The 25,860-nt window shown below is 70.2% G+C and carries 27 protein-coding genes; 17 read left to right on the forward strand and 10 right to left on the reverse strand.

Translation table 11 applies throughout. The annotated features are described in order from the left end of the window. The first annotated feature begins 213 nt into the window (after positions 1-213). The 10 genes from RBJ77_RS44580 (at position 214) to RBJ77_RS44625 (ending at position 8,629) form a co-directional block, all read left to right on the forward strand. Positions 214-663, forward strand: a complete 450-nt coding sequence (locus RBJ77_RS44580) for a hypothetical protein (protein WP_255975778.1) — start codon at positions 214-216, stop codon at positions 661-663. A 273-nt stretch (positions 664-936) separates the two neighbouring features. Next, positions 937-1,707, forward strand: a complete 771-nt coding sequence (gene atpB / locus RBJ77_RS44585; protein ID WP_255975776.1) for a F0F1 ATP synthase subunit A — start codon at positions 937-939, stop codon at positions 1,705-1,707. Between the two features lie 78 nt (positions 1,708-1,785). After that, a complete protein-coding gene (atpE, locus tag RBJ77_RS44590; RefSeq protein ID WP_255975775.1) occupies positions 1,786-2,028 on the forward strand; it encodes an ATP synthase F0 subunit C in 243 nt (80 codons plus the stop codon). Between the two features lie 38 nt (positions 2,029-2,066). Beyond that, complete coding sequence (locus RBJ77_RS44595) at positions 2,067-2,615, forward strand: F0F1 ATP synthase subunit B (protein ID WP_255975773.1); 549 nt, start codon at positions 2,067-2,069, stop codon at positions 2,613-2,615. Then, the gene (locus RBJ77_RS44600) at positions 2,612-3,433 is read left to right on the forward strand and encodes a F0F1 ATP synthase subunit delta (RefSeq protein WP_255975771.1); all 822 of its coding nucleotides are present in this window, start codon (positions 2,612-2,614) and stop codon (positions 3,431-3,433) included. The genes RBJ77_RS44595 and RBJ77_RS44600 overlap by 4 nt, the downstream gene beginning before the upstream one ends. Before the next feature lie 112 nt (positions 3,434-3,545). Continuing rightward, a complete protein-coding gene (atpA, locus tag RBJ77_RS44605; protein ID WP_255975769.1) occupies positions 3,546-5,138 on the forward strand; it encodes a F0F1 ATP synthase subunit alpha in 1,593 nt (530 codons plus the stop codon). Between the two features lie 20 nt (positions 5,139-5,158). Then, a complete protein-coding gene (locus RBJ77_RS44610; protein WP_255975767.1) occupies positions 5,159-6,076 on the forward strand; it encodes a F0F1 ATP synthase subunit gamma in 918 nt (305 codons plus the stop codon). Further along, on the forward strand, positions 6,076-7,512 hold the full coding sequence (gene atpD, locus RBJ77_RS44615; protein ID WP_255975766.1) for a F0F1 ATP synthase subunit beta: 1,437 nt from the start codon (positions 6,076-6,078) through the stop codon (positions 7,510-7,512). Before RBJ77_RS44610 ends, atpD begins: the two co-directional genes overlap by 1 nt. Before the next feature lie 139 nt (positions 7,513-7,651). After that, positions 7,652-8,026, forward strand: coding sequence for a F0F1 ATP synthase subunit epsilon (locus tag RBJ77_RS44620; protein ID WP_255975764.1), 375 nt, complete (start codon positions 7,652-7,654; stop codon positions 8,024-8,026). Between the two features lie 147 nt (positions 8,027-8,173). Further along, positions 8,174-8,629 carry a DUF2550 domain-containing protein gene (locus RBJ77_RS44625; protein ID WP_372350217.1) on the forward strand — a complete coding sequence of 152 codons (456 nt, stop codon included), beginning with the start codon at positions 8,174-8,176 and terminating at the stop codon, positions 8,627-8,629. A 204-nt stretch (positions 8,630-8,833) separates the two neighbouring features. Here RBJ77_RS44625 and RBJ77_RS44630 read toward each other — a convergent pair whose 3' ends face one another. From RBJ77_RS44630 to RBJ77_RS44640, 3 genes are all read right to left on the reverse strand, one after another. Continuing rightward, complete coding sequence (locus tag RBJ77_RS44630; RefSeq protein WP_372350218.1) at positions 8,834-10,696, reverse strand: glycosyl hydrolase family 18 protein; 1,863 nt, start codon at positions 10,694-10,696, stop codon at positions 8,834-8,836. 169 nt (positions 10,697-10,865) lie between these two features. Then, the gene (locus RBJ77_RS44635; RefSeq protein WP_372350219.1) at positions 10,866-11,510 is read right to left on the reverse strand and encodes a response regulator; all 645 of its coding nucleotides are present in this window, start codon (positions 11,508-11,510) and stop codon (positions 10,866-10,868) included. Then, positions 11,507-12,712 carry a sensor histidine kinase gene (locus RBJ77_RS44640; RefSeq protein WP_372350220.1) on the reverse strand — a complete coding sequence of 402 codons (1,206 nt, stop codon included), beginning with the start codon at positions 12,710-12,712 and terminating at the stop codon, positions 11,507-11,509. Before RBJ77_RS44640 ends, RBJ77_RS44635 begins: the two co-directional genes overlap by 4 nt. Positions 12,713-12,874: 162 nt before the next feature. On the opposite strand from RBJ77_RS44640, the gene RBJ77_RS44645 reads away from it, so the two are divergent. Further along, the gene (locus RBJ77_RS44645; protein WP_372350221.1) at positions 12,875-13,429 is read left to right on the forward strand and encodes a hypothetical protein; all 555 of its coding nucleotides are present in this window, start codon (positions 12,875-12,877) and stop codon (positions 13,427-13,429) included. 6 nt (positions 13,430-13,435) lie between these two features. Here RBJ77_RS44645 and RBJ77_RS44650 read toward each other — a convergent pair whose 3' ends face one another. From RBJ77_RS44650 to RBJ77_RS44660, 3 genes are read right to left on the reverse strand one after another with little or no spacing between them, the layout of a single operon-like run. Then, the gene (locus RBJ77_RS44650; protein WP_255975753.1) at positions 13,436-14,008 is read right to left on the reverse strand and encodes a cob(I)yrinic acid a,c-diamide adenosyltransferase; all 573 of its coding nucleotides are present in this window, start codon (positions 14,006-14,008) and stop codon (positions 13,436-13,438) included. A gap of 13 nt (positions 14,009-14,021) precedes the next feature. Beyond that, positions 14,022-14,777 carry an ABC transporter permease gene (locus RBJ77_RS44655; RefSeq protein WP_372350222.1) on the reverse strand — a complete coding sequence of 252 codons (756 nt, stop codon included), beginning with the start codon at positions 14,775-14,777 and terminating at the stop codon, positions 14,022-14,024. A 5-nt stretch (positions 14,778-14,782) separates the two neighbouring features. Further along, the gene (locus RBJ77_RS44660; RefSeq protein ID WP_372350223.1) at positions 14,783-15,565 is read right to left on the reverse strand and encodes an ABC transporter ATP-binding protein; all 783 of its coding nucleotides are present in this window, start codon (positions 15,563-15,565) and stop codon (positions 14,783-14,785) included. Positions 15,566-15,648: 83 nt separating this feature from the next. Here RBJ77_RS44660 and RBJ77_RS44665 point away from each other — a divergent pair, with 83 nt between their 5' ends. From RBJ77_RS44665 to RBJ77_RS44680, 4 genes are all read left to right on the forward strand, one after another. After that, on the forward strand, positions 15,649-16,287 hold the full coding sequence (locus RBJ77_RS44665; RefSeq protein ID WP_372350224.1) for a TetR/AcrR family transcriptional regulator: 639 nt from the start codon (positions 15,649-15,651) through the stop codon (positions 16,285-16,287). A gap of 134 nt (positions 16,288-16,421) precedes the next feature. After that, positions 16,422-17,273: a 3-hydroxyacyl-CoA dehydrogenase family protein gene (locus tag RBJ77_RS44670; RefSeq protein ID WP_372350225.1), complete on the forward strand. Its 852-nt coding sequence runs from the start codon at positions 16,422-16,424 to the stop codon at positions 17,271-17,273. Between the two features lie 157 nt (positions 17,274-17,430). After that, positions 17,431-17,754 carry an STAS domain-containing protein gene (locus RBJ77_RS44675; protein ID WP_164305133.1) on the forward strand — a complete coding sequence of 108 codons (324 nt, stop codon included), beginning with the start codon at positions 17,431-17,433 and terminating at the stop codon, positions 17,752-17,754. A 303-nt stretch (positions 17,755-18,057) separates the two neighbouring features. After that, the gene (locus tag RBJ77_RS44680; protein WP_372350226.1) at positions 18,058-20,568 is read left to right on the forward strand and encodes an ATP-binding protein; all 2,511 of its coding nucleotides are present in this window, start codon (positions 18,058-18,060) and stop codon (positions 20,566-20,568) included. Positions 20,569-20,761: 193 nt separating this feature from the next. On the opposite strand, the gene nucS is transcribed toward RBJ77_RS44680, so the two are convergent. Beyond that, positions 20,762-21,433 carry an endonuclease NucS gene (gene nucS / locus RBJ77_RS44685; protein ID WP_372350227.1) on the reverse strand — a complete coding sequence of 224 codons (672 nt, stop codon included), beginning with the start codon at positions 21,431-21,433 and terminating at the stop codon, positions 20,762-20,764. A 245-nt stretch (positions 21,434-21,678) separates the two neighbouring features. On the opposite strand from nucS, the gene RBJ77_RS44690 reads away from it, so the two are divergent. After that, positions 21,679-22,071, forward strand: coding sequence for an SCO5389 family protein (locus RBJ77_RS44690; protein WP_255983070.1), 393 nt, complete (start codon positions 21,679-21,681; stop codon positions 22,069-22,071). Positions 22,072-22,176: 105 nt separating this feature from the next. Here RBJ77_RS44690 and RBJ77_RS44695 read toward each other — a convergent pair whose 3' ends face one another. Beyond that, positions 22,177-23,211: an LLM class flavin-dependent oxidoreductase gene (locus RBJ77_RS44695; RefSeq protein WP_372350228.1), complete on the reverse strand. Its 1,035-nt coding sequence runs from the start codon at positions 23,209-23,211 to the stop codon at positions 22,177-22,179. Positions 23,212-23,423: 212 nt separating this feature from the next. On the opposite strand from RBJ77_RS44695, the gene RBJ77_RS44700 reads away from it, so the two are divergent. Then, positions 23,424-23,753: an ATP/GTP-binding protein gene (locus RBJ77_RS44700; RefSeq protein WP_255983066.1), complete on the forward strand. Its 330-nt coding sequence runs from the start codon at positions 23,424-23,426 to the stop codon at positions 23,751-23,753. A 13-nt stretch (positions 23,754-23,766) separates the two neighbouring features. Here the strand turns inward: RBJ77_RS44700 and RBJ77_RS44705 are convergent, their stop codons facing one another. Together RBJ77_RS44705 and RBJ77_RS44710 are read right to left on the reverse strand one after the other, a co-directional pair. Beyond that, the gene (locus RBJ77_RS44705; protein WP_372350229.1) at positions 23,767-24,639 is read right to left on the reverse strand and encodes an ABC transporter permease; all 873 of its coding nucleotides are present in this window, start codon (positions 24,637-24,639) and stop codon (positions 23,767-23,769) included. Next, entirely contained in the window at positions 24,636-25,790 is a 1,155-nt protein-coding gene (locus RBJ77_RS44710) for an ABC transporter ATP-binding protein (RefSeq protein WP_372350230.1), read from the reverse strand. Before RBJ77_RS44710 ends, RBJ77_RS44705 begins: the two co-directional genes overlap by 4 nt. Between the last annotated feature and the right edge of the window lie 70 nt (positions 25,791-25,860).

Consider the following 25,860-nt stretch of genomic DNA (forward strand, 5'->3'; position numbering starts at 1 on the left):
GCACAGACGCGCAGGTTCCCCCTCACGTGTGACGGTTGGCACACCATCTAGGTAAAGACCGCATCAAATAGTTTGTGATACCGTTCACGAAACCCGGGGATAGAGCCGAAGGACCGTAGTGCGACGGTCTCTTGGCCCGAAACTCACTCTCGGCCCCGGACTACGCTCGTCCATGACGACACCCTGCCCCCATCAATAAGCGGAGCTGCCGCCATGCCGTCCACCGACGCACGGACTCTTTTGCAAGCCCTCGTCCCCACCGCCATCGCCGGCGTGATTGCCGCGGTGATCAGTGGTGTGGTTGCGGGCGGCAAGGGTGCCGTCGGTGCGATCGTCGGCACGCTGCTGGTCATCGCTTTCATGGGCATCGGGCAGGTCGTGCTCTTCCGGACGGCAAAATCGCTTCCGCAGCTGTTCCAGGCGATGGGCATGATGCTCTACGTCGCCCAGCTGCTGCTGCTCCTGATCTTCGTGGCGATCTTCAAGGACACCACGCTGTTCAACCCCCGGGCCTTCGCCGCCACCCTGGTGGCCACCACCGTCGTGTGGATGGGCTTCCAGGCCCGCGCGCACCTCAAGGCGAAGGTCCTCTACGTCGATCCCGAAGCGGCGAACGGCTCTGACAAGAGCGAGAACCCTGAGAAGACCGGGTCTTCGTCGTGAGGGGTAGGGGCGGGATAAAGGGGCTTTCGAGATGCTGCTATCGTCCGGTGCCAACTGCGGCATCGCTGGCGCGGGCATCTGAGCTGACGCCTGCACGATCGCGAGGCTCATTGCCTGCCCGCCGCCCCCACACCCGAAACACCAGACCGGTGCCGATCCGCGGCTGCGCGCCGCACCGACACAACGAGGTTGCCGTACTTATGCGTCACGCCGAAGGAGCCCGCGGTGAGTGCTGACACGACCCAGCTCGCGTTTGACTGGAGCTGTCGGATCATGTCCGACAACGGGTGTGGCTTCCCGGCGCCGGGCCTGCACTCCTTCCTGTTCCAGCCGATCTTCACCGTCGGTGGGTTCGAGTTCAACAAGGTGATGCTGCTCGCCCTGCTGACCTCCCTCGTGGTCGTGAGCTTCTTCTACGCCGCGTTCGGTCGCGCCAAGGTCGTCCCGGGCAAGGCCCAGATGATCGGCGAAGCGGGCTACGACTTCGTGCGCCGCAGCATCGTGTACGAGACGCTCGGCAAGCGTGAGGGCGAGAAGTACGTCCCCCTCATGGTCTCGCTGTTCTTCTTCGTGTGGATCATGAACGTGTGGTCCGTGATCCCGCTGGCGCAGTTCCCGGTCGCCTCGGTCATCGCGTACCCGGCCGTCCTGGCGATCATCGTCTACGTCCTGTGGGTCTCGCTGACCTTCAAGCGCCACGGCTTCGTGGGCGGTTGGAAGAACATCGTCGGCTACGACCCGTCGCTCGGCCCGATCAAGTGGCTCGTCTCGTTCATCGAGTTCTTCTCGAACCTGCTGGTCCGCCCGTTCACGCACGCGGTGCGACTCTTCGCCAACATGTTCGCCGGCCACCTCATGCTCGTGATGTTCACGGTCGCCTCCTGGTACCTGCTGAACGGCTGGATGGTCCCGGCCGCGGGCGTCTCCTTCGTCATGACGATCGTCATGATCCTCTTCGAGCTTTTCGTGCAGGCCGTTCAGGCGTACGTCTTCGTGCTCCTTGCCTGCTCGTACATTCAGGGCGCTCTCGCCGAGCACCACTGAGCCAACCCGCCAGCAGTACCCCCCGATTCGTCCGGTGGCCAACCCCCACCGGCCCTTGAAAGAGAAGGAAGAACCGGCATGTCCGCTCTCCAGACCCTCGCCGCCGAAGGCCTCCACGGCTCCACTGGTTCGATCGGTTACGGCCTTGCCGCCATCGGCCCCGGCATCGGCGTCGGCATCGTGTTCGGTAAGGGCACCGAGGCGCTCGCCCGTCAGCCCGAAGCCGCTGGTCTGATCCGCGCCAACCAGATTCTTGGTTTCGCCTTCTGTGAGGCGCTCGCCCTCATCGGCATCGTTATGCCGTTCGTGTTCGGTAAGTAATCACCTCTTACTGACACGATTCGACGAAAGGCACTGATGTGATCGCCAACCTGGTTGCTCTCGCGGCCGAGGAGGAGCAGAACCCGCTCATCCCGCCCGGTCCCGAGCTGCTCGTCGGCACCCTTGCCTTCGCCATCGTCTTCTTCTTCTTCGCCAAGAAGCTCCTCCCGCGTATCAACAAGACGCTGGAAGAGCGCCGCGAGCTGATCGAAGGCGGTATCGAGAAGGCCGAGGCCGCCCAGACCGAGGCCCAGAGCGTTCTTGAGCAGTACAAGGCTCAGCTCGCCGAGGCTCGGCACGAGGCCGCGCGGCTGCGCCAGGAGGCGCAGGAGCAGGGCGCCGCTCTCATCGCCGAGATGCGCGCGGAAGGCCAGCGGCAGCGTGAGGAGATCATCGCCGCCGGTCACTCGCAGATCGAGGCCGACCGCAAGGCCGCCGCTCAGGCGCTGCGTCAGGACGTGGGCCAGCTGGCCACCGACCTGGCCGGCAAGCTCGTCGGCGAGTCCCTCGAGGACCACGCCCGGCAGTCGCGCACGATCGACCGTTTCCTCGATGACCTCGAGGAGAAGGCAGAGGCTGCTCGATGACCGCCCACGGAGCGAGCCGCGAGGCCCTCGCCGCCGCGCGTGAGCGCCTGGACGCGCTGACCGACAACACGTCGGTCGACGCCAAGGCCCTCGCCGGCGACCTGGCCGCGGTGACCGCGCTGCTCGACCGCGAGGTGTCGCTGCGTCGGGTCCTGACCGACCCGGCGCAGGCCGGCGACGCCAAGGCCGAGCTTGCGGGCCGTCTGCTGGGCGGCCAGATCGGCGGCGAGTCCGCCGACCTGGTGGCCGGCCTGGTCCGCTCCCGGTGGTCGGCCTCGCGCGACCTGGTCGACTCCCTGGAGGAGCTGGCCAACACCGCGGACCTGACCGCGGCGCAGAAGTCCGGTGAACTCGACGACGTCGAGGACGAGCTGTTCCGGTTCGACCGGATCGTCGGCTCCAACACCGAGCTGCGCGCCGCTCTGACCGACAAGGGAGCCTCGGCCTCGGCCAAGGGCGCCCTGGTGAAGCAGCTCCTCGGCGGCCGGGCCAAGCCCACCACCGAGCGGCTCGTCGGGCGCCTTGTGACCGCGCCCCGGGGACGTAGCCTGGAAGCGGGACTCGAGTCCCTCTCCAAGCTCGCCGCCGAGCGCCGGGAGCGCATGGTGGCGGTCGTCACCACGGCGGTCCCGCTGAGCGACCAGCAGAAGCAGCGCCTGGGCCAGTCCCTGGCGAAGCTCTACGGCCGCCAGATGCACCTGAACCTGGACGTGGACCCCGAGGTCCTCGGCGGGATCAAGGTGCAGGTGGGTGACGAGGTCATCAACGGCTCCATCGCGGACCGCATCGAGGACGCCAGCCGCCGCATGGCCGGCTGACGCCTCACCACGTACGAAATACGGCCCTAGTTGGGCCGTGCAGAGGATTCCTGGGGGCTGACCCCAGACCCCAAGAACACTTCGGGCCCAACAAGGAGAGCAGGGAACCCAGATGGCGGAGCTCACGATCCGGCCGGAGGAGATCCGGGACGCGCTGGAGAACTTTGTCCAGGCGTACAAGCCGGACGCGGCCTCGCGCGAGGAGGTCGGTACGGTCACCGTGGCCGGCGACGGCATTGCCAAGGTGGAGGGTCTTCCCTCGGCCATGGCGAACGAGCTGCTGAAGTTCGAGGACGGCACCCTGGGTCTCGCCCTCAACCTCGAGGAGCGCGAGATCGGTGCGGTCGTCCTCGGCGAGTTCAGCGGCATCGAGGAGGGCCAGCCGGTCACGCGTACCGGTGAGGTCCTCTCCGTCGGCGTCGGCGAGGGCTACCTCGGCCGCGTTGTCGACCCGCTCGGCAACCCGATCGACGGCCTCGGCGAGATCGAGACCAGCGGCCGACGCGCGCTTGAGCTGCAGGCCCCGGGCGTCATGGCCCGTAAGTCGGTGCACGAGCCGATGGAGACGGGCTACAAGGCCGTCGACGCGATGACCCCGATCGGCCGTGGCCAGCGTCAGCTGATCATCGGTGACCGTCAGACCGGCAAGACCGCCCTGGCCGTCGACACGATCATCAACCAGCGTGACAACTGGCGCACCGGCGACCCGTCGAAGCAGGTCCGCTGCGTCTACGTCGCCATCGGTCAGAAGGGCTCCACCATCGCCTCCGTGCGTGGTGCGCTCGAAGAGGCCGGTGCCCTGGAGTACACGACCATCGTCGCCGCCCCGGCGTCCGACCCGGCCGGCTTCAAGTACCTGGCGCCGTACACCGGCTCGGCCATCGGCCAGCAGTGGATGTACGAGGGCAAGCACGTCCTCATCATCTTCGACGACCTCTCGAAGCAGGCCGACGCCTACCGCGCCGTGTCCCTGCTGCTCCGCCGCCCGCCGGGGCGCGAGGCCTACCCGGGTGACGTCTTCTACCTGCACTCGCGTCTCCTCGAGCGCTGCGCGAAGCTCTCGGACGAGCTGGGCGCCGGTTCGATGACGGGTCTGCCGATCGTCGAGACGAAGGCCAACGACGTCTCCGCGTTCATCCCGACCAACGTCATCTCCATCACCGACGGTCAGTGCTTCCTGGAGTCCGACCTCTTCAACGCCGGTCAGCGCCCCGCGCTGAACGTCGGTATCTCGGTCTCCCGAGTCGGTGGCTCCGCCCAGCACAAGGCGATGCGTCAGGTCTCCGGCCGACTCCGTCTCGACCTGGCCCAGTACCGCGAGCTGGAGGCGTTCGCCGCCTTCGGTTCCGACCTGGACGCCGCGTCGAAGTCCCAGCTGGAGCGCGGTCAGCGCCTGGTCGAGCTGCTCAAGCAGGCTCAGTACCAGCCGATGGCCACCGAGGACCAGGTCGTCTCCATCTGGGCCGGTACCAACGGCAAGATGGACGAGGTTCCGGTCGTCGACATCCGTCGCTTCGAGCGTGAGCTGCTCGACTACCTGCACCGCAAGGAGCAGGGCCTGATGACCTCCATCAAGGAGGGCGCCAAGATGTCGAACGACACGATCCAGGCCATCGACGACGCGGTCGCGGAGTTCAAGAAGCAGTTCGAGACCTCGGACGGGAAGCTTCTCGGCGAGGACGCTCCGGCCGCCGCCGGTAAGTGACGACGGAAGGGACCTGACTCATGGGAGCCCAGCTCCGGGTCTACAAGCGTCGCATCCGGTCCGTCACCGCGACCAAGAAGATCACCAAGGCGATGGAGATGATCGCCGCCTCGCGCGTCGTCAAGGCGCAGCGCAAGGTGGCGGCCTCCACGCCGTACGCGACCGAGCTGACGCGCGCGGTCACGGCGGTGGGGACCGGGTCGAACACCAAGCACCCGCTGACGACCGAGGCGGAGACGGCGACCCGTTCCGCGGTTCTGCTGCTCACCAGCGACCGCGGTCTGGCCGGCGCCTTCAACTCGAACGCGATCAAGGCCGCGGAGCAGCTCACCGAGCGGCTCCGGGCCGAGGGCAAGGAGGTCGACACGTACATCGTCGGCCGCCGTGGTCTGGCCCACTACAACTTCCGCGAGCGCAAGGTCGCGGAGTCGTGGTCGGGTTTCACCGACGAGCCCACGTACGCGGACGCCAAGACGGTCGCGGGCCCGCTGATCGAGGCCATCGAGAAGGAGACGGCGGACGGCGGCGTGGATGAACTCCACATCGTCTACACCGAGTTCGTCTCGATGATGACGCAGACGGCGGTCGACGGCCGTCTGCTGCCGCTCAGCCTCGAAGAGGTCGCGGAGGAGTCCTCGTCCAAGGACGAGATCCTTCCGCTGTACGACTTCGAGCCGTCGGCGGAGGACGTCCTCGACGCCCTGCTGCCGCGCTACGTCGAGAGCCGTATCTACAACGCGATGCTCCAGTCGGCTGCCTCCAAGCACGCCGCCACGCGCCGCGCGATGAAGTCGGCGACCGACAACGCGGGAGAGCTGATCAACACGCTCTCCCGACTTGCCAACGCGGCCCGCCAGGCCGAAATCACCCAGGAAATCAGCGAGATCGTCGGTGGCGCCAGCGCCCTGGCCGACGCGACCGCGGGGAGTGACAAGTAATGACGACCACTGTTGAGACGGCCGTTGCCACGGGCCGCGTCGCCCGGGTGATCGGCCCGGTCGTCGACGTGGAGTTCCCCGTCGACGCGATGCCGGACATCTACAACGCCCTGCACGTCGAGGTCAACGACCCGGCGGAGGACGGCAAGAAGAAGACCCTGACGCTCGAGGTCGCCCAGCACCTCGGTGACGGCCTGGTCCGCGCGATCTCCATGCAGCCCACCGACGGTCTGGTCCGCCAGGCCCCGGTCACCGACACGGGTGCCTCCATCACCGTGCCGGTCGGCGACTTCACCAAGGGCAAGGTGTTCAACACCCTCGGCGACGTGCTGAACGTCGACGAGCAGTACACCGGTGAGCGCTGGGGCATCCACCGCAAGGCGCCGAACTTCGACGAGCTCGAGTCGAAGACCGAGATGTTCGAGACCGGCGTCAAGGTCATCGACCTTCTCACCCCGTACGTCAAGGGTGGAAAGATCGGCCTGTTCGGTGGTGCCGGCGTCGGCAAGACGGTGCTCATCCAGGAGATGATCTACCGCGTCGCCAACAACCACGACGGTGTCTCCGTGTTCGCCGGTGTCGGCGAGCGCACCCGTGAGGGCAACGACCTCATCGAGGAAATGGCCGACTCGGGCGTCATCGACAAGACCGCGCTGGTCTTCGGTCAGATGGACGAGCCGCCGGGCACCCGTCTGCGCGTGGCCCTCGCGGGTCTGACCATGGCGGAGTACTTCCGCGATGTGCAGAAGCAGGACGTGCTGTTCTTCATCGACAACATCTTCCGCTTCACGCAGGCCGGTTCCGAGGTCTCGACCCTGCTGGGTCGCATGCCCTCGGCCGTGGGTTACCAGCCGAACCTGGCCGACGAGATGGGTCTCCTCCAGGAGCGCATCACGTCGACCCGTGGTCACTCGATCACGTCGATGCAGGCCATTTACGTGCCCGCGGACGACCTGACCGACCCGGCCCCGGCGACGACCTTCGCCCACCTCGACGCGACGACGGTTCTCTCCCGTCCGATCTCCGAGAAGGGCATCTACCCGGCCGTGGACCCGCTGGACTCCACGTCCCGCATCCTGGACCCCCGCTACATCGCGGCGGACCACTACAACACGGCCATGCGTGTCAAGACGGTCCTGCAGAAGTACAAGGACCTTCAGGACATCATCGCGATCCTCGGTATCGACGAGCTCGGCGAGGAGGACAAGCTCACCGTCCACCGCGCCCGTCGCGTGGAGCGCTTCCTCTCGCAGAACACCCACGTCGCCAAGCAGTTCACCGGCGTCGACGGGTCGGACGTCCCGCTGGACGAGTCGATCGCGGCCTTCAACGCGATCATCGACGGCGAGTACGACCACTTCCCGGAGCAGGCGTTCTTCCTGTGCGGTGGCATCGAGGACCTCAAGGCCAACGCCAAGGAGCTCGGCGTCTCCTGAAGCCGGTGACGCAAGTCGCTGACTTGCGGCTGACTTCTTGACGGGGGGCGGGTGTCCCGCCCCCCGTCGTACGCCCACTAGACTTTGACCCAACACCCGGCAGCGGAGTGCCGCCGGGTGGTGACCCGAGGAGCCCACCTTGGCTGCTGAGCTGCACGTCGAGCTCGTCGCCGCGGACCGCAGTGTCTGGTCCGGCGAGGCCACCCTGGTCGTCGCGCGCACCACGTCCGGCGACATCGGCGTCATGCCCGGTCACCAGCCGCTGCTCGGTGTGCTGGAGTCGGGCCCGGTGACGATCCGTACGACCGACGGCGAGACGGTCGTGGCTGCTGTCCACGGCGGTTTCATCTCGTTCGCGGACAACAAGCTGTCGCTGCTGGCCGAGATCGCCGAGCTGTCGGACGAGATCGACGTCCAGCGTGCGGAGCGGGCACTGGACCGCGCCAAGTCGGACGCGGACGCGTCCGCCGAGCGGCGCGCCGATGTCCGTCTGCGTGCGGTGGCGGCCCGCTGACCCCAGCGAGCCCTATGACGTACCTCAGCCGCGGCCCAGGCCGGAGATGACCTCCGGACCGGGTCGCGGCTGAGGCGATCCATCACTGTTTTTGCTGTTCCGTTATCAGGCGTTTGAATCCGTCGCGAAGCGAGGAGGTCGGTGCAGATGGTCCTCGTTCTCGTGCTGTGCGTAGTCGCGGTCGTCGTACTCGTATTGCTGGGGCTCTTCGTCTTCGGCCTGCGGCGGCGGCTGATCCAGCGGTCCGGCGGGACGTTCGACTGCTCCCTGCGGTGGGACGCGCCCGGGCCGGACGCGGAGGACACCTCCGGCAAGGGCTGGGGGTACGGGATCGCCCGCTACAACGGTGACCGCATCGAGTGGTTCCGCGTCTTCTCCTACGCGCCCCGGCCGCGGCGGATCCTCGAACGGGCCGCCATCGAGGTCACCGGGCGGCGGGCTCCCGAGGGCGAGGAGGAGCTGGCGCTGCTGTCCGACGCGATCGTCCTCGCCTGTACGCATCGTGGCTCCCGGCTCGAACTCGCGATGAGCGAGGATGCGCTGACCGGTTTCCTGGCGTGGCTGGAGGCGGCTCCGCCGGGGCAGCGGGTCAATGTGGCGTGAGCTTCGGGTGCGGGCCGGTGGGGGCTTCTCGCGCAGTTCCCCGCGCCCCTGAAAGGCATGCGCTTCGCGCAGCCTGCATCTCAGGGGCGCGGGGAACTGCGCGACCAGCCCCCACCGGACCCGCAGATCCCCTTGAGACATGAAGAAGCCGGGCTGGTGGGGGGCGTTCCCACCAGCCCGGCTTCGGCTTTGACGGGGTGAGCGTTACTTCAGGCCGGAGTCGATCGCCGAAACCAGCTCACCGTTGGCCGTGTCGCCGGAGAACTCCCAGAAGAACGCGCCGCCCAGGTTCTGCGACTTCGCCCAGCTCATCTTCGAGCCGATCGTCGCGGGGGTGTCGTACGACCACCAGTCGGAGCCGCAGTACGCGTACGCCGTGCCGGCCACCGTGCCGTTCGACGGGCACTTGGTCTTGAGGACCTTGTAGTCCTCGATGCCCTGCTCGTACGTGCCGGCGGCGGGACCCGTCGCCGTACCGCCCGGCTCCTTCTGCGTGACGCCCGTCCAGCCGCGGCCGTAGAAGCCGATGCCGAGCAGGAGCTTCGCGGCCGGGACCCCCTGGGCCTTCAGCTTGGCGATCGCGTCGGCCGAGTCGAAGCCGGCCTGCGGGATGCCGGAGTACGAGGTGAGCGGGGAGTGCGGGGCCGTCGGACCCTTGGCGTCCCAGGCGCCGAAGAAGTCGTAGGTCATGACGTTGTACCAGTCCAGGGACTGCGCGGCGCCCGCGTAGTCGGTCTTCTCGATCTTGCCGCCCGCCGAGCCGTCGGCGGTGATGGCGGCGGTGACCAGGTTGTTGGCGCCGAACTTGGTGCGCAGCGCGGAGGTGAGCCCCTTCAGCGCGGCGGGACCGGAGGTGTCGCAGGTCAGGCCGCAGGCGTTCGGGTACTCCCAGTCGATGTCGATGCCGTCGAAGACGTCGGCCCAGCGCGGGTCCTCGACCAGGTTGTAGCAGGACTCGGCGAACGCGGCCGGGTTCTTCGCCGCCTCACCGAAGCCGCCGGACCAGGTCCAGCCGCCGAACGACCACAGGATCTTGAGGTTGGGGTGCTTGGCCTTCAGCTGGCGGAGCTGGTTGAACGCGCCGCGCAGCGGCTGGTCCCAGGTGTCGGCGACGCCGGAGACGGAGTTGGCCGCGGTGTAGGCCATGTCCGTGTCGGCGTAGGTGTCGCCCATGGTGCACTTGCCGCCCTGGACGTTGCCGAAGGCGTAGTTGATGTGGGTGACCTTGGCCGCCGAGCCCGACGTCTCCAGGTTCTTCGGGAAGTACTGGCGGCCGTAGACGCCCCAGTCGGTGAAGTAGCCCAGCTTGACCTTGTCACCGGTGCCCGGGTTGCCGGGGTCGGTGCCGCCGCCAGTGGTGTGGACCTTGACCGCGCCGGAGGCCGGACCCGTCTGGTCGGCCGTGTCGCGGGCCTGGACCGTGTACGAGTAGTCGGTGCCCGCGGTCAGCCCGGTGTCGGTGTACGTGGTGCCGGTGACCGTGGCGACCTTGGCGCCGTCGCGCAGCACGTCGTAGTTCTTGATGCCCTTGTCGTCGGTGGCGGCCGACCAGGAGAGCTTCGCCGAGGTGTCGGTGATGGCGGACGCGGTCGGGGTGCCGGGCGCGGTGGGGGCCGCGTCGCCGGGCACGTCGCCGCCGTCGCAGGAGGCGCCGTTGAGCTTGCAACCGCTGGGGGCGCCGGCGCCGGAGCCGTTGAAGCCGAAGGAGACCGAGGCGCCGGGGGCGAGCGTCCCGTTCCAGGAGAGGTTCTTCGCGGTCCAGTGGTCGGCGGAGTTGGTGACGGTCGCGTCCCAGGCCGACGTCACCTTCGTGCCGGACGGGAAGTCCCACTCGACGGTCCACGAACTGACCGCCGTGGTACCGGAGTTCTTGATCGTCCACTTGCCCTCGAAGCCGCTGCCCCAGTCCTGGGTCTTGGCGTACGTGGCGGTGACGGCGGTGGCCTCGGCGGCCGCGTGGGAGGGGGTGGCGAGGCCGACCAGTGCGGCGGCGGGCAGCAGGAGGGTGGTCAGAGCGGCGGTGGTTCTGTGCCGAAGTCGCTGTCTGGGTACGTCGGTTGAGCGCATCGAGTGCTCCTCGGGGGTTCCGGGGTCCGTGATGGGGGTGGATCCCTGCGACGCCCATGAGCACCGGAGTGGGGGAATGTGCTCACCGCAGTGCGGCGAGAATAGAAAGGTCTGGACCATCGGTCAAGGTCTAAACCAATTACGGGTTTCGGCCAACCTTCGGGAACGCCTAGAGCCCCAACTCCTGGGCCAGCACCGCGGCTTGCACTCGGCTGCGCAGATCGAGCTTGCCGAGGAGGCGGCTGACGTGGGTCTTCACCGTCGCCTCCGCCATGTCGAGGCGCCCGGCGATCTCGGCGTTGGACAACCCCTTGCCCAGGCACGACAGGACCTCGCGCTCGCGGCGCGTGAGCGTCTCCAACTCCGGCGGAGCGGACGGTGGTTCGGGCTGCTGCGGGGACGCGGCGAACTCCGCGATCAGCCGGCGGGTCACGGCCGGCGCGATCAGGCCCTCGCCGCGCGCCACCGTCCGTACGCCCGCGATCAGGTCCTTCGCGTCGGTGTTCTTGAGCAGGAACCCGGACGCCCCCGCCCGCAGCGCCCCGAAGACGTACTCGTCGAGGTCGAAGGTGGTGAGCACCAGGACGTCCGCGAGACCCTCGCCGACCACCACGCGGGTGGCCGAAACGCCGTCCAGACGCGGCATCTGCACATCCATCAGGACCACGTCGGGCCGGAGCTCGCGAGCCAGCGCCACCGCGCGCTCGCCGTCCTCCGCCTCACCGACCACCTCGATGTCGGGCGCGCTGTTCAGGATGAGCACCAGGCCGGAGCGGACGGCGGCCTGGTCCTCGGCGACGAGCACACGGATCACGTGGACTCCCTTTCCGGTACGGGGTTCTCCAGCGGCAGGACGGCACGCACCCGCCACACCTTCTCCCCGGCCGCACCGCCGGGTTCCGCGCCCAGCGGGCCCGCCTCGAAGGTGCCGCCGAGCAGCGCCGTGCGCTCGCGCATGCCGACGAGCCCGGCGCCCGAGCCGGGTGCCCGCGGCCCGTCCCGGTCACCGTACGGGCTGGTGACCCGGACCTCGATCCGGTCGTCCGAGCAGGCGACGACGACCGGGACCCGGCCCGCCGAGGCGTGCTTGAGGGCGTTCGTGAGCGACTCCTGCACGATGCGGTAGGCGGCGAGCTCGACCGGCGCGGGCAGGCCGGTGGCGGTCCCGGTCAGGGTGAGGGCGGCGTCGAGCCCGTTCGTGCGGGCGTGCTCGACCAGCGCGGCGAGACCGTCCAGGGTGGGCGCGGCGACCGGCTCCGTGTCGCCGCTCGAATCGCGCAGGATGCCGATGAGCCGGCGCATCTCGGCCAGCCCGTCGACGCTGTTCTCGCGGATCGTCTCCAGCGCGGTACGGGTCGTCGCCGCGTCGTCGATGGACAGCGCGGCGGTGGAGTGGATCGCGATCGCCGAGAGGTGGTTCGCGACCATGTCGTGCAGCTCGCGCGCCATCCGGGCCCGCTCCGCCGTCACCGCCTGGGTGCGGTCCATCTCGGCCAGCAGCGCGGTCTGCTCGGCCCGTAGCCGCTCCGCCGCGGCCGCCTCCCGGTGGTTGCGCACCAGGACGCCGGTGGTCGCGGGCGCGAACGTGATCAGTCCGACGGCGACCCCGATCAGCAGCGCCTCGGGCTGCCGCCACACGGCGAGGGTGCCCAGCGTCGAGCCGACGGTCAGCAGCCCGCTGCCGACGGGGATGCGGCGGGCCGCGGCCGGGGACCCGTACAGGACGGCCGCGTACACCAGGTCCGTGTACATCAGGACCGTCGCCAGACTGCCCTGGGTGCACTGGTCGGCGGCGAGCACGACGGTGCCGGCGCACAGCGCGAACCACGGCCGGGTGCGCCGCAGCAGCTCCAGGCCCGCCATGGCGGCCAGCGGCACCAGCAGCCACGAGCCGTTGAACAGCCGCCCCGGGTTCATGCCGAGCCCGAAGGCCCACAGGACCAGGCCGCCCAGCAGTCCGACCGCGGCGATCCGGACGTCGTCGCGGTGCGGTGGGCGGGCGGGGGCGAGCTGCATGACTCCATCCAACACGTCCGCGGTGCGCCGGGCACGGTGCCGCGGGACGAAGCCGCACGGGTCCCGCTACATCGAAGGATGCAGTCCGGGTTCGTCTCCTGCGACGACGATCACGCGGCGTTCGGCGGGGACGCTGGAAGCGGAGAACGAGAGGAGCCCACCGTGATCGTCACGCTGATCGTCATCTGCGAGGTCGCCTTCTGGGTGCTGCTGGCCGGGGGACTCGCGCTGCGCTACTGGGCGAAGATGCCGCGGGCGGGCGTCGCGGTGCTGCTGTGCGAGCCCCTCCTGGAGGTGCTGCTCTTCGTCGTCACCGCCATCGACCTCAAGAACGGCGCCGAACCCGACTGGAAGCACGGCCTGGCCGCCGTCTACATCGGCTACTCCATCGCGCTCGGCCACTACACGATCAAGTGGGTCGACGTCCGCGTCGCCCACCGCTGGGCGGGCGGCCCGCCCCCGACGACGCCCCGGTACGGAGTCCCGCGCGCGATCCACGAGTGGAAGCTGGCCGCGCGCTGGATCGTCGCGTCGGCCATCGCCCTCGGGCTGCTGCAGGGCGCCATCTGGTACGTCGGCGGGGACGGCTCGACCAGCTCCCTCGTGGCGTGGCAGCAGAAGATGCTGTTCGTGATCGCCATCAACCTGGTCATCGCGCTGAGCTACACGCTGTTCCCGAAGAAGGAGCCGGCCGGGTTGCCGTCCGGACGCGGGTGAAGGTGCCTAGCGCTCCCCGCCCGGCACCCACAGCACGTCCCCGACCTCCTTGTTGGCCGTACGGGCCAGGATGAACAGGAGGTCGGAGAGGCGGTTGAGGTACGTCGCCGTGAGGGGGTTCATCGTGTCGCCGTGGACCTCGAGCGCCGCCCACGTGGAGCGCTCGGCCCGCCGGACCACCGTGCACGCCTGGTGCAGCAGGGCCGCGCCGGCGGTGCCGCCCGGCAGGATGAAGGAGCGCAGCTTCTCCAGCTCGGCGTTGAAGCGGTCGCAGTCCGCCTCCAGCTTGTCGACGTAGAACTGCTCCACGCGCAGCGGCGGGTACTCGGGCTCGGCGACGACCGGGGTGGAGAGGTCGGCGCCGACGTCGAACAGGTCGTTCTGGACGCGCGTCAGCACCGTCACGACCTCCTCCGCCAGGCCGCCGAGGGCGATCGCCGTGCCGAGGACCGCGTTGGCCTCGTTGGCGTCCGCGTACGCCGAGATCCGCAGATCCGTCTTGGCGGTGCGGCTCATGTCGCCCAGGGCGGTGGTGCCCTTGTCTCCGGTACGGGTGTAGATGCGCGTCAGGTTGACCATGCGGCCAGCCTAGTTACGCGCCCGCCTTGCGGAAGACACGTGTGCCCACCGTCACGGCGAGCGCCGCGAAGGCGAGCGCGACCACGGACCCGTAGAGCATGTGTGCCGTCGCGTACTCGCCCACGTACGCGTCCCGCATCGCGTCGACGAGATAGCGGACCGGCATGACGTGCGAGAGGACGTCCAGCCAGCCGGGCGCGAGCGCCATCGGCAGCATCAGGCCCGACAGCAGCATCGACGGCATCGCGATCGCGTTGATGACGGGACCGAACTCCTGCGGCGTGGCGACCCGGAGCGCCAGCGCGTACGACAGCGAGGCGAGCGAGACCGTCAGCAGGGCGACGAAGCCGAAGCCGATCAGGATCCCGGCGAGCGGCGCCCGCAGCCCCATCGCCAGCGCGGCCAGCACCAGCAGCACGGCCTGGAAGAGGAAGAGCGCGGTGTCGCGCAGCACGCGGCCGAGCAGCAGCGCGAGCCGGCTGACCGGCGTGACGCGCATCCGCTCCACGACGCCGTTGTTCTTCTCCAGGATCACCGAGAACCCGGCGAACGAGGCCCCGAACAGGCCGAGTTGGAGCAGCAGCCCGGGCACCAGGACCTGCCAGGAGCTGCCCGCGGCGCTCAGCGGCAGATCGGTCAGCAGCGGCCCGAAGAAGAGCAGGTACAGCAGCGGCATCAGGATGCCGAAGAGGATCTGGAACTTGGAGGAGAGGGTCTGCCGGGCGTACCGCCCGAAGATCAGCAGGGTGTCCGTGGTCAGGGTCCTCATGCCGCTCACACCGCCACCGGGGTCGTGTCCACCGGTGCGGGTCCGCGGCCGGTGATCGCCAGGAAGGTCTCCTGCAGCGTCGCGTCGATCGACCCGCCGTGCGCGAGCTTGAGGGCGCTCGGGGTGCCGTCGGCGGCGACGACCCCCTGGTCCACGACGACGATCCGGTCCGCGAGGGCGTCCGCCTCGTCCAGGTAGTGCGTGGTCAGGAAGACCGTCGTGCCGTGCTCGTCGCGCAGCCGGCGCACCAGGTCCCACAGGGCGGCGCGGCTGCCGGGGTCGAGCCCGGTCGTCGGCTCGTCCAGGAAGAGGACCCGGGGGCGGTGGGTGAGCCCGAGGGCGATGTCGAGGCGGCGCCGCTGGCCGCCGGAGAGCGCGGCCGTCCTGCGGTCCAGGAGGTCGGTGAGGCCGAGGTCGGCCGCCAGCTCCTCGGTGCGGTCGGCCGACTGAGTCCGTGTCAGGCGGTAGAGGCGGCCCTGGGTGACCAGCTCCTCGCGCACCGAGACGTTCGGGTCGACGCCGCCGGACTGGGCGACGTACCCGACCGCGCGGCGCACCCCCACCGGGTCGGTCGCGAGGTCGTGGCCCGCGACGGTGGCCGCGCCGCCGGTGGGCGCCAGCAGGGTCGTGAGCATCCGCAGGGTCGTGGTCTTGCCCGCGCCGTTCGGGCCGAGGAAGCCGAGGATCTCGCCGGCCCCGACGCGCAGGTCGATGCCGCGGACCGCCTCGACGGGGCCGCGCCTGGTGGTGAAGGTCCGGGCGAGCCCGGACGTGCTGATGACTGCCATGCGGACCAGAAAAACAGAGTCACTTAAATTTTGCAACGTCCCCAAAAATTAAGTGAAGCCAGCGAACGGCTAGGATCGACCCCATGGCAGAAGGGCTCAGGGAGCGGAAGAAGCGGCAGACCAGGCAGTACATCTCGGACGTGGCGACCGGGCTCTTCCTGGAGCGCGGCTTCGACGCGGTGACCGTCGCGGAGGTCGCGGACGCCGCCGACGTCTCCGTGAACACCGTCTACAACTACTTCCCGGCCAAGGAGGACCTGTTCCTCGACCGCAGCTCCGGCGTCGTCGACCGGATGTCGCGCTGGGTCCGCGGCCGCGACGCGGGGGAGTCCGCGGCGGCCGCGGTCCTGCGCGAACTGCGCGGCGAGGTCGAGGCGGTGTCCCCGCGCGTCGGCCTGATGGACGGCTACCAGCAGTTCATGCGGGTGCTGCACGACGCGCCCACGCTCAGGTCCCGGATGTGGCGGCTGTCCCAGGAGGTCCTGGAGAACATCGAGGCGACCCTGCGCGAGGAGGTCGGCGCCGACCCGGCCGACACCCTGCCGGCCCTGGTCGCCGGCCAGATCAACTGGGTGCACCAGACCGTCATGGGAGAGATCGGCCGCCGCATGATGGCGGGCGGCAGGCCCGCCGAGGTCTCCCGCGAGATGCTCGGCCTGCTCGACGAGATCGAGGAACTCCTGAGTGACAAGGTGCTCAACTACGCCGTACGCGGCGCCTGATGACCCAACCCGGTGTGATGTCCGTCATTCGAGACGTGACGCGCATCTCTAAGCGGTCACACGGCCCCTCACGGACGCTAGGGTCCGCAAAAGAGCAACGTAAAAAGCGGGTAAGCGGTTAAGGGGAGTCGCACGTGGCAGGGAAGCTCGCCGTCATCGGAGCCGGTCTCATGGGATCCGGTATCGCCCAGGTCTCCGCCCAGGCGGGCTGGGACGTCGTCCTGCGCGACGTCACCGACGAAGCCCTCCGGCGCGGTACCGACGGCATCCAGGCGTCGTACGACAAGTTCGTGAGCAAGGGGAAGCTCGCCGCCGAGGACGCCGAGGCAGCACTCGCCCGCATCACCACGACCACCGATCTGGACGCCGTCGCCGACGCCGACATCGTCGTCGAGGCCGTCTTCGAGAAGCTCGAGGTCAAGCACGAGATCTTCCGCACGCTCGACAAGATCGTGCGGGACGACACGGTGCTCGCGTCGAACACCTCCGCCATCCCGATCACCAAGATCGCGGCCGTCACCGAGCGGCCCGAGCGGGTCGTCGGCGCGCACTTCTTCTCGCCCGTGCCGATGATGCAGCTGTGCGAGCTGGTCCGCGGCTACAAGACGAGCGACGAAACCCTCGCCACCGCACGGGAGTTCGCCGAGTCCGTCGGCAAGACCTGCATCGTCGTCAACCGCGACGTGGCCGGCTTCGTCACCACCCGTCTCATCTCCGCCCTCGTCGTCGAGGCCGCGAAGCTGTACGAGTCGGGCGTCGCCACCGCCGAGGACATCGACATCGCCTGCAAGCTCGGCTTCGGACACGCGATGGGCCCGCTGGCCACCGCCGACCTGACCGGCGTCGACATCCTGCTCCACGCGACCGGGAACATCTACACGGAGTCGCAGGACGAGAAGTTCGCGCCGCCGGAGCTGATGCGCCGGATGGTTGACGCCGGTGACATCGGGCGCAAGAGCGGGCAAGGGTTCTACAAGCACGGCTGAATCGTGCACGCCTGACGCCATGTCACCCCTCGGGGTGAATTCGGTATCGGTTCGCTTACAGACGGCAACTTCTGGCCCCTCCGGCCAGTCAGTTGCAGTGACATACCCAGATCACATGGATACCTCTCGTCACTATTTGATTGCACGGGGAGCGCATATGCACATCAGGGGCGACCACGTCGAGCTGGTCGTCGGGGGCCGCCTCGACGTCCGCAGCGCGGCGGACGCCCGTACGGTCCTGCACACCGCCGTCGACGACGGCATCGGTGACCTGGTGCTCGACCTGTCCGAACTCGACTCGTGGGACGCGACGGGGCTCGGCGTCATCATGGGCGCCCACCGGCGTGCCGGGCGCTGCGGACGCCGGCTCGTGCTGCGCGGGGTGCCGCCCCAGATGCAGCGCCTCCTCGTGGCGACCCGGCTGCACCGGATCCTGGCCATCGAGGGCGGCATCGGCGTCGAGTCGCTGCCACGCGTCTGACCCGAGCCGCCGCGCGTCCGACCCAAAGGGTTCGCAACGGCCCGGAAGGGCCCCCAAGCGGACCACAACGGCCCACAGGGAATGAACCGTTCATTCCTGTGGGAAGCGCTCACAATCCTCACGAGACTGTGACGTCCCGGGCGGGGCGGTACCCCGGGTGTTCGTAGATACTTGGTGAAGGTCTAGGGTTCGGTCGCCCGCGGTACGACACCCGATGCGCGGGCACCGGACCAGAAGCGACAGCGCAGTGTGCACAGGCCGGGAGGGGCAAGCGGCACACCACGCTTTTGGGGGGCTTTGACCATGGACCCGATGAACCGGGGACCGGAAGATTTCAGCCAGGACCGGCACGACGACACGTCTGCCGCCGGTGGCCGCCAGCGTCCGCCGCGCGATCCGCTCACACCCGACTTCGGCCAGCCCGCGCCCGCGCTCGCACGCACCGTGCAGCTCGTGTCCGGCGACTACCTCCTGACCGTCAACCCTGTCGACGGCAGCGAGATCGAACCCTGCCCGCCGGGCGAGCGCCCCGGCCGGCCCGTCAAGTACGACGCCACCGAGCGCATCGAGCTCGCCCGCGCCGCCCGCCCGCCGATGCCGCCCGGGCCCGCTCTGCCCCGACTCCCGCTCCTGGAGCGGCAGGAGGACCGCGAGCGGCTCGTCCGGCTCCTCGCGCGCGGCCGTTCCGTCCGGCTCACCGGCCCGTCCGGCTCCGGACGCACCGCGCTGCTCGACCAGATAGCAGAGGACTGCCTCGACATCGCGCCCGACGGCGTGGTCCGGCTCTCCGGCCACCGCCGCTCCGCGAGCGACGTCCTGTACGACCTCTTCGGCGCGGTCTACAACGCACCACTGCACCGCCCCGACCGCACCCTGCTGCTCGAACTCGTCCACGAGATCGGCGCCGTCGTCGTCCTGGACGACCTGGAGTTCGGCGGCGCCGCGCTCGACGAACTCCTCGAAGCGACGCCCGAGTGCGCCTTCCTGCTGTCCGCGACGCCCGACGTCGCCGCGCCGTCCGCCGACTCCCACGTGGAGGAGGTCTTCCTCGGCGGGCTCGGCCGCGGCAGCAGCCTCGAACTCCTGGAGCGGGCCGTCGGCCGCGTCCTCACCGACGAGGAGGCGCAGTGGGCCGGTGACCTCTGGTTCGAGTCCGAGGGGCTGCCGCTGCGCTTCGCCCAGGCCGGTGCCCTGCTGCGCCAGCGCGACCTGCTGCGCGCCGACCCGAACGCCTTCGACGAGTACGGCTACTACGAGGGCCCCGAGGCCGCACCGGTCGACGCGCCCTTCGACGCCGCCGACGGGCACGACGTGCCGCTGCCCTCGCTCGCCGACGGGGCCGCGCCCGCCGCGCTGCTCGCGTCCCGGCTGAGCGAGTCGGCCCGCGCCACCCTGCGGTTCGCCGTCGCGCTGGGCGGCGAGATCCCGCACCAGGCGCACCTGCCCGCGCTCGTCGGCGACACGCACGCCGACGCGGCCCTCTCCGAGCTCGTCGCCGGCGCACTGGTCACCGCGGTCGGCGGCCGCTACCGGCTCGCCTCCGGAGTGCAGACCCAACTGGAGGCCGTGGGCTACGCCGACGACACGGTCGGGTACGCGGACGCCGCCGCCCGGCACTACGCCTGGTGGGCCGGTCACCCGTCGGTCGGGCCCGAGCGGGTCGCCGCCGAGTCCGATGCCGTACTGGCCGCGCTCCTGGCCCTCGTGCCGTCCACGACGCCGCCCGTCGACGGCGGGACCAGCGCGTCCGTGGAGCTGGCCAGGGCGGCCGCGCCCGCCTTCGCCGCCGGGCTCGCCTGGAGCGCCTGGGAGCGGGCGCTGCGGGCCGGGCAGGAGGCCACCCGGCTGGCCGGTGAGGTCCCCGAAGAGGCCTATTTCCACCACGAGTTGGGCATCCTCGCGCTGCTCGGCGGGCAGCTCGACCGGGCCCGCGCCGAGCTGGAGGCCTCCATCGGCCTGCGCGGCGCCCTCGCCGACAAGCGCGGCACGATCGCCGGACGCCGCGCGCTCGCCCTGGTCGCGGACCGCTCGGGCGGCGCGCTGCCCGGCGGGCGCACGGCCGCGGGCGAGGAAGTCCCGGACGCGATGTACGAGGAGTCGCAGTCGCCGCCCGGTGGCGTGCCCGCCGCGTACGCCCTGCCCGAACCGCCGCGCGAGCCGGACACGCTGGTGACCCGGCAGGCCCCGCCCGGGCCCCCGCCGACCGTCGTCGGCGGCCGGGCGCCCTCGCGCAAGTCGGTCGTCACCGGCACCCGGCGCAATCTCGTCGCGGCCGGCGCCGGAGCGCTGCTCGCCGCGGTGCTCGGCACGGTCGTCACGCTCGGCGCCACGTCGAACAACGACGAGCCGCCGTCCGACAAGGTCGGCACGAACCCGTCGGCGTCGGCGGGGGAGAACGGCGGGGAGCTCGGCGCGGACAAGGCCGACCAGGGCGGTGGCGGCGGTTCGTCGTCGTCGAAGCCGACCGACCCCGGCCAGGACGGCATCCCCGGCACGGCGGACGATCCGACGCCGTCGACCGGCTCCAGCGGTGAGCCGTCGGACGACCCGAGCGGCTCGAAGTCGCCGGACAAGCCGACGAAGTCGCCCGACAAGCCGACGACCAAGCCGCCCACCACGAAGCCGCCCACCACGAAGCCGCCGACGACCAAGCCGCCGACGACGAAGCCGCCGACGTCCGAGCCGCCGACGACCCCGCCGACGTCCGAGCCGCCGACGACGCCGCCGGAGACGACCCCGGACACGTCCGACTCGGCGAGCGCGCCGGTCTCTCCGACGGGGACCAGCGCCACCAGCACCGCCACCGTCATGTAGGAGGGCCCCGTCAGGGGCGCGGGGCTGTGTCGATCAGCGGCTCCGCCGCGGGGCGCGAGCAACCCACGAAATGCCGCAGACGCATCTGCTCATGGACCGAGCAGATGCGTCTGCGGCATTTCTGTGGCTGAGCGCGCAGTTCCCCGCGCCCCTGACGGGGGCGCGGCCGGCCGGATGGCCGGGAAACGACGGGTCAGAACAAGCGGAGCTTGTCGTCCTCGATGCCGCGCATCGCGTCGTAGTCGAGGACGGCGCAGCCGATGCCCCGGTCGGTGGCGAGGACGCGTGCCTGCGGCTTGATCTCCTGGGCGGCGAAGATGCCGCGGACCGGCGCGAGGTGCGGATCGCGGTTCAACAGCTCCAGGTAGCGCGTGAGTTGCTCGACGCCGTCGATCTCGCCCCGGCGCTTGATCTCGACGGCGACGGTCTGCCCGTCGGCGTCGCGGCAGAGGATGTCGACCGGACCGATCGCCGTCATGTACTCGCGGCGGATCAGCGAGTAGCCCTCGCCGAGCGTCTCGATGCGGTCGGCGAGCAGCTCCTGGAGGTGCGCTTCCACGCCGTCCTTGATGAGACCCGGATCGACGCCGAGTTCGTGCGAGGAATCGTGGAGGATTTCCTCCATCGTGATGATGAGTTTCTCGCCCGCTTTGTTGATGACGGTCCACGTGCCCTCGTCGTCGCCGGCGCCCTCCTTCAAGGTGCACGGCGGGGACATCCAGTTGAGGGGCTTGTAGGCCCGGTCGTCCGCGTGGATGGAGACGCTGCCGTCCGCCTTCACGAGGATCAGGCGCGGGGCCGACGGCAGATGGGCGGTGAGGCGGCCCGCGTAGTCCACGGAGCAACGGGCGATGACAAGACGCATGGTCGGCAACGCTACTCGACACCCCTCGGTCCACGCACTTCGCCCCAGTAGGCCCCCGTTCGTTATTGGCCGGTTGTGTGCGAACCATGCGCTCCACGCCCTGTTGCCGCCCGGACGCGTTGCATACCGTAGAAGCAGGAGGTCGCGACGCGTGCACGCTGCGTGTTCGATGGGCGGTGCGTTCCGCGGTCTCCCGGCCTGTCCGTCAACCCCCGCTTCCTGGCGGGGGTGCGAGAGGAGTACCCATGTCGCTCGACGTCTCACCGGCACTGTTGGAACAGGCCGAGCGAGGCGAGGTCGACGAAGGTGACTTCGTCGACTGCGTCCGGACCTCCCTGCCTTACGCCTGGGAGATGATCAGCTCCCTGGTGGCCCAGCTGAAGGTCGACGGCGGAGAGTTCGCCGACAACCAGACGCCGCCGCCGGACGAGCAGGCACGCGGGCAGTTGCTGCGTGCGCTCGCGAGTGACGCGATACGCGGCGCGCTGCAGCGGCACTTCGGTGTTCGGCTGGCGTTCCAGAACTGCCACCGGGTAGCGGTCTTCCCGCTCGACCCGGCGGTGGACGACACGCTGGCCCGCTTCACCTCGGTCCGCAACCAGCTGCTCAATCAGTCGCCCGAGCTGCGCGACTGCTGACGGCTGATGCCGTAGTTCGGCTTGCCGGCCGCCCGTACGCGGGAGGTGCATCTGTACGGGCGGCAGGCACCGAATGGCGGCGCCGGGCAGCAACTCAGCGGGGGATCAGCGGAGTTGGGGCAGGACCTCGGCTCCCAGGCGGCGCACGTTCTCCTCCGTCGCCGCGAGATCGCCGGAGCCTTCGACGAGCAGCGCGAACCGCGTGATGCCGGTCCGCTCCGCCGTGGTGGCGAGCCGGTCCGCGCACAACTGGGGCGTCCCGACCGGGTGGAGGCCGCACAGCAGCTCCGTGTACGCGAGGGGGTCCCGCATCGCCCGGGCGCGTCCGTCGACCGTGACGTGGGCGTCCAGGCCCTGCTTCAGCCAGCCCGGCATCGCCTTCAGGAGCGCCTCGGCCGCCTCCGCCTTGCGGTCACCGATCTGGGCGACACCGGCGGACACGTGCGGCGCGGCGATGATCTCGTCCGGCGTGCGCCCGGCCTCGCGCGCGCAGCGCCGCCACAGGGCGACCATCTCCGCCTTCTCCGCGTCCCCGACGTGCATGCCGAGCAGCATCGGCAGACCCCGCTCGGCGGCGAGCCTGACGCTCTTCGGCGACGTGCAGGCGACGACGACCTCGGGACCCTCGGTGTCGGTGCCGCCGATCGCCTCGGCGGGGCGCGGCACGACCGGGACCGTACGGAAGGCGAACCGCTCGCCCTCGCTCGCCACGTGGGGGTCGCGCAGCCAGCGCAGCAGCAGGTCGAGCGATTCGGGGAACCCCTGCTCGTACGCCTCCACGCCCGCGCCGAAGACCTCCAGGTCCACCCAGGGGCCGCCGCGCCCCACGCCCAGCGAGAAGCGCCCGCCGGACGTCAGGTGCAGCAGCGCCGCCTGCTCGCCCAGGGCCACCGGGTGCGCGGTCGGCAGCACGCTCACCGCCGTGCCGACCCGCACCGTGCGGGTGCGGCCGAGCAGTAACGCGGCCAGTGTGATCGCCGACGGGCACGTCCCGTACGGCACGAAGTGATGCTCGGCGAGCCACACCGAGTCCAGGCCGGCCTCCTCGGCGACCTCCGCCGACCGCACCGCACGGTGCAGTGCCTCCCCCTGGCCCTGACCCGGGAACTGGGCGGCCAGTACAAACGTCCCTACGCGCATCGCACTCCTGCCTTCCTTGAGGCGCCGACGCGGGCACTCCCCTGAAGGCATTAACGGCTGGCAAGTGCCAAGGACACGGCTGGGCATGCAGATTGGCAGATTTTACGGAGAACCATGCCGGGTGCGCGGGGGTGACGAGCGTCGGGTACCCCGTCGGCCTCGGCGTACGCTGGTGGTGACCCCTACCCCGTAGAGACACCGTGAGGTGAGCCGTGTCCCCGCGTCGCAACCGCCCCCAGGGCGGCGGATCGTCCAGCAGTGGCAGCGACGACGAGGGGCGGCGCTACGGCGGGTTCCAGTCCGCCGAGAGCTGGCAGGGCGAGCAGTGGAGCGTGCGGCACGTGGCGGGCGCCAGCGCGGCCGGCAAGACCTATCGCTGCCCGGGCTGCGACCAGGAGATCGGCTCCGGGGTCGCCCACGTCGTCGCCTGGCCCGAGTACGGCGGGGTGGACGACCGGCGGCACTGGCACAAGGCGTGCTGGAACGCGAAGGACCGCCGCACCACGAAGGTGCAGCGGTCCAGGAACGCGCCCCGGTACTGACCGGGCAACCGCCCTACACGTCGCGGTTGTTGAGCGTGAGGAAGGCGCCGCCGAGCGCCACGCCCGTCACGGCGATCATGATCCACAGCGGGTCCCAGCCGGTCGGGCCCGAACCGGCGGTCACCGAGTTGTCGTAGAGCACGGCGAGCTGGCTGGGCACCGAGTACTCCAGCAGGGCCTGCTGGAGGTCCTTGAGCGACTCCGAGAACATGAAGATCGCGAGGACGAGCGGCAGCAGCACCACGCCGATCATGATGGTGATCGCGCCCGCCGAGTGCCGCACCAGCGTGCCGACGGCCAGCCCGAGCAGGCCGAGCAGCGCCACGAACAGGCCGACGCCGACGGTCGCCTTGAACCACTGGGAGCCGGCCGGCGAGTCCACGCCCAGGATGCCCACCTGGAGCGCGCCGACGAGCGCCGCGAACACGGTGGTCAGGACGAAGACCAGCGCGAAGAAGACGATCGCCTTCGCCGCGAGCACCCGGCTGCGGCTGGAGCAGGCCGTCAGCGTCGTGCGGATCATGCCGGTGCCGTACTCCGACGCGATGGTCAGGACGCCGAGCGTGATCACGCAGATGGTGCCGAGGAGGACGCCGAAGAAGCCGAAGCTGAGCACCTCGTCGCTGCTCGGCGTCACGGTGTCGGCGGCGGAGACGACCGCGGCCGAGGCCAGGCCGATGCCGACCATGAGCACGATCATCACGCCGAGCGTCCACATCGTGGAGCGCACGGAACGGATCTTCGTCCACTCGGAGGCGAGCGCGTCCCCGAGGTGGGCGCGGCGCACCGGGATCGGCGAGGCGTACCCGGGGCCGGTGCCGGGGCCGGGGCCGGGCGCCGCCAGGGGCTGCTGCGGGGCGGCGTAGGGCGGGGGCGGCGTACTCATCGGGCGTCCTTGTCCATGGTCGTGGGGGCCGGGGCCGGGGCGGCGGCGGGCGGCGTCGCGTACGGGTTCTGGTCCGCGGCCTGCGGCATCTGCGCCGGCTGAGGCATCGGCTGCGGCTGCACCTGGGGCGGCGGCGGGGCGTACCAGCCCGGCTGGCCCTGACCCGGCACCGGCATCTGCTGCGGCGGCATCATGCCCGGCGGCACCTGCTCGTGCAGACCCGCGCGCTGGTCGATGGTGGAGCGGTAGTCGACCGCGCCCTGCGTCATCCGCATGTACGCCTCCTCCAGCGAGGCCTGGTGCGGGGAGAGCTCCCACAGGCGGACGTCCGACTCGTGCGCGAGGTCGCTGATCCGCGGCAGCGGCAGCCCGGTCACCCGCAGTGCGCCGTCCTGCTCGGGCAGCACCTGGCCGCCGGCCTCGGTCAGCGCGACGCTCAGCTTCTCGCGCTGCTGCGGCTCGGAGTCCGGGGTGCGGACCCGGGCGAAGCCCGCCGAGTTGTGCGCGATGAAGTCCTCGACGCTCATGTCGGCGAGCAGCTGGCCGCGCCCGATGACGATCAGGTGCTCGGCGGTGAGGGCCATCTCGCTCATCAGGTGCGAGGAGACGAAGACCGTCCGGCCCTCGGCCGCGAGCGACTTCATCAGGTTCCTGACCCAGAGGATGCCCTCGGGGTCGAGCCCGTTGACCGGCTCGTCGAAGAGCAGCACCTGCGGGTCGCCGAGGAGCGCGGCGGCGATGCCGAGCCGCTGCCCCATGCCCAGCGAGAACCCCTTCGAGCGGCGTCTCGCGACCTCCTGCAGACCGACCACACCGAGCACCTCGTCGACCCGGCGGGCCGGGATGCCGGCGAGCTGGGCCAGGCTCAGCAGATGGCTGCGTGCGGTCCGCCCGCCGTGCACGGCCTTCGCGTCGAGCAGCGCGCCGACCTGGCGCGGCGCGTTCGGGAGCTTGCTGTACGGGTAGCCACCGATGGTCACGTGACCGGAGGTCGGCTGGTCGAGGCCGAGGATCATGCGCATCGTCGTCGACTTGCCCGAACCGTTGGGTCCGAGGAAGCCGGTGACGGTCCCCGGCCGCACCTGGAAGGAAAGGTTGTACACGGCCGTCTTCGCGCCGTAGCGCTTCGTCAGGCCGACTGCCTCGATCATTCTCCGCACCCATCGGAAGTTCTGAACGGTTTCGAAAGGTTCGACAAGGTTCAGGACGTCGGGGCACACG

Origin of the sequence: Streptomyces sp. KL116D (assembly GCF_030766975.1) — a bacterium.
Classification (GTDB): domain Bacteria; phylum Actinomycetota; class Actinomycetes; order Streptomycetales; family Streptomycetaceae; genus Streptomyces; species Streptomyces longispororuber_A.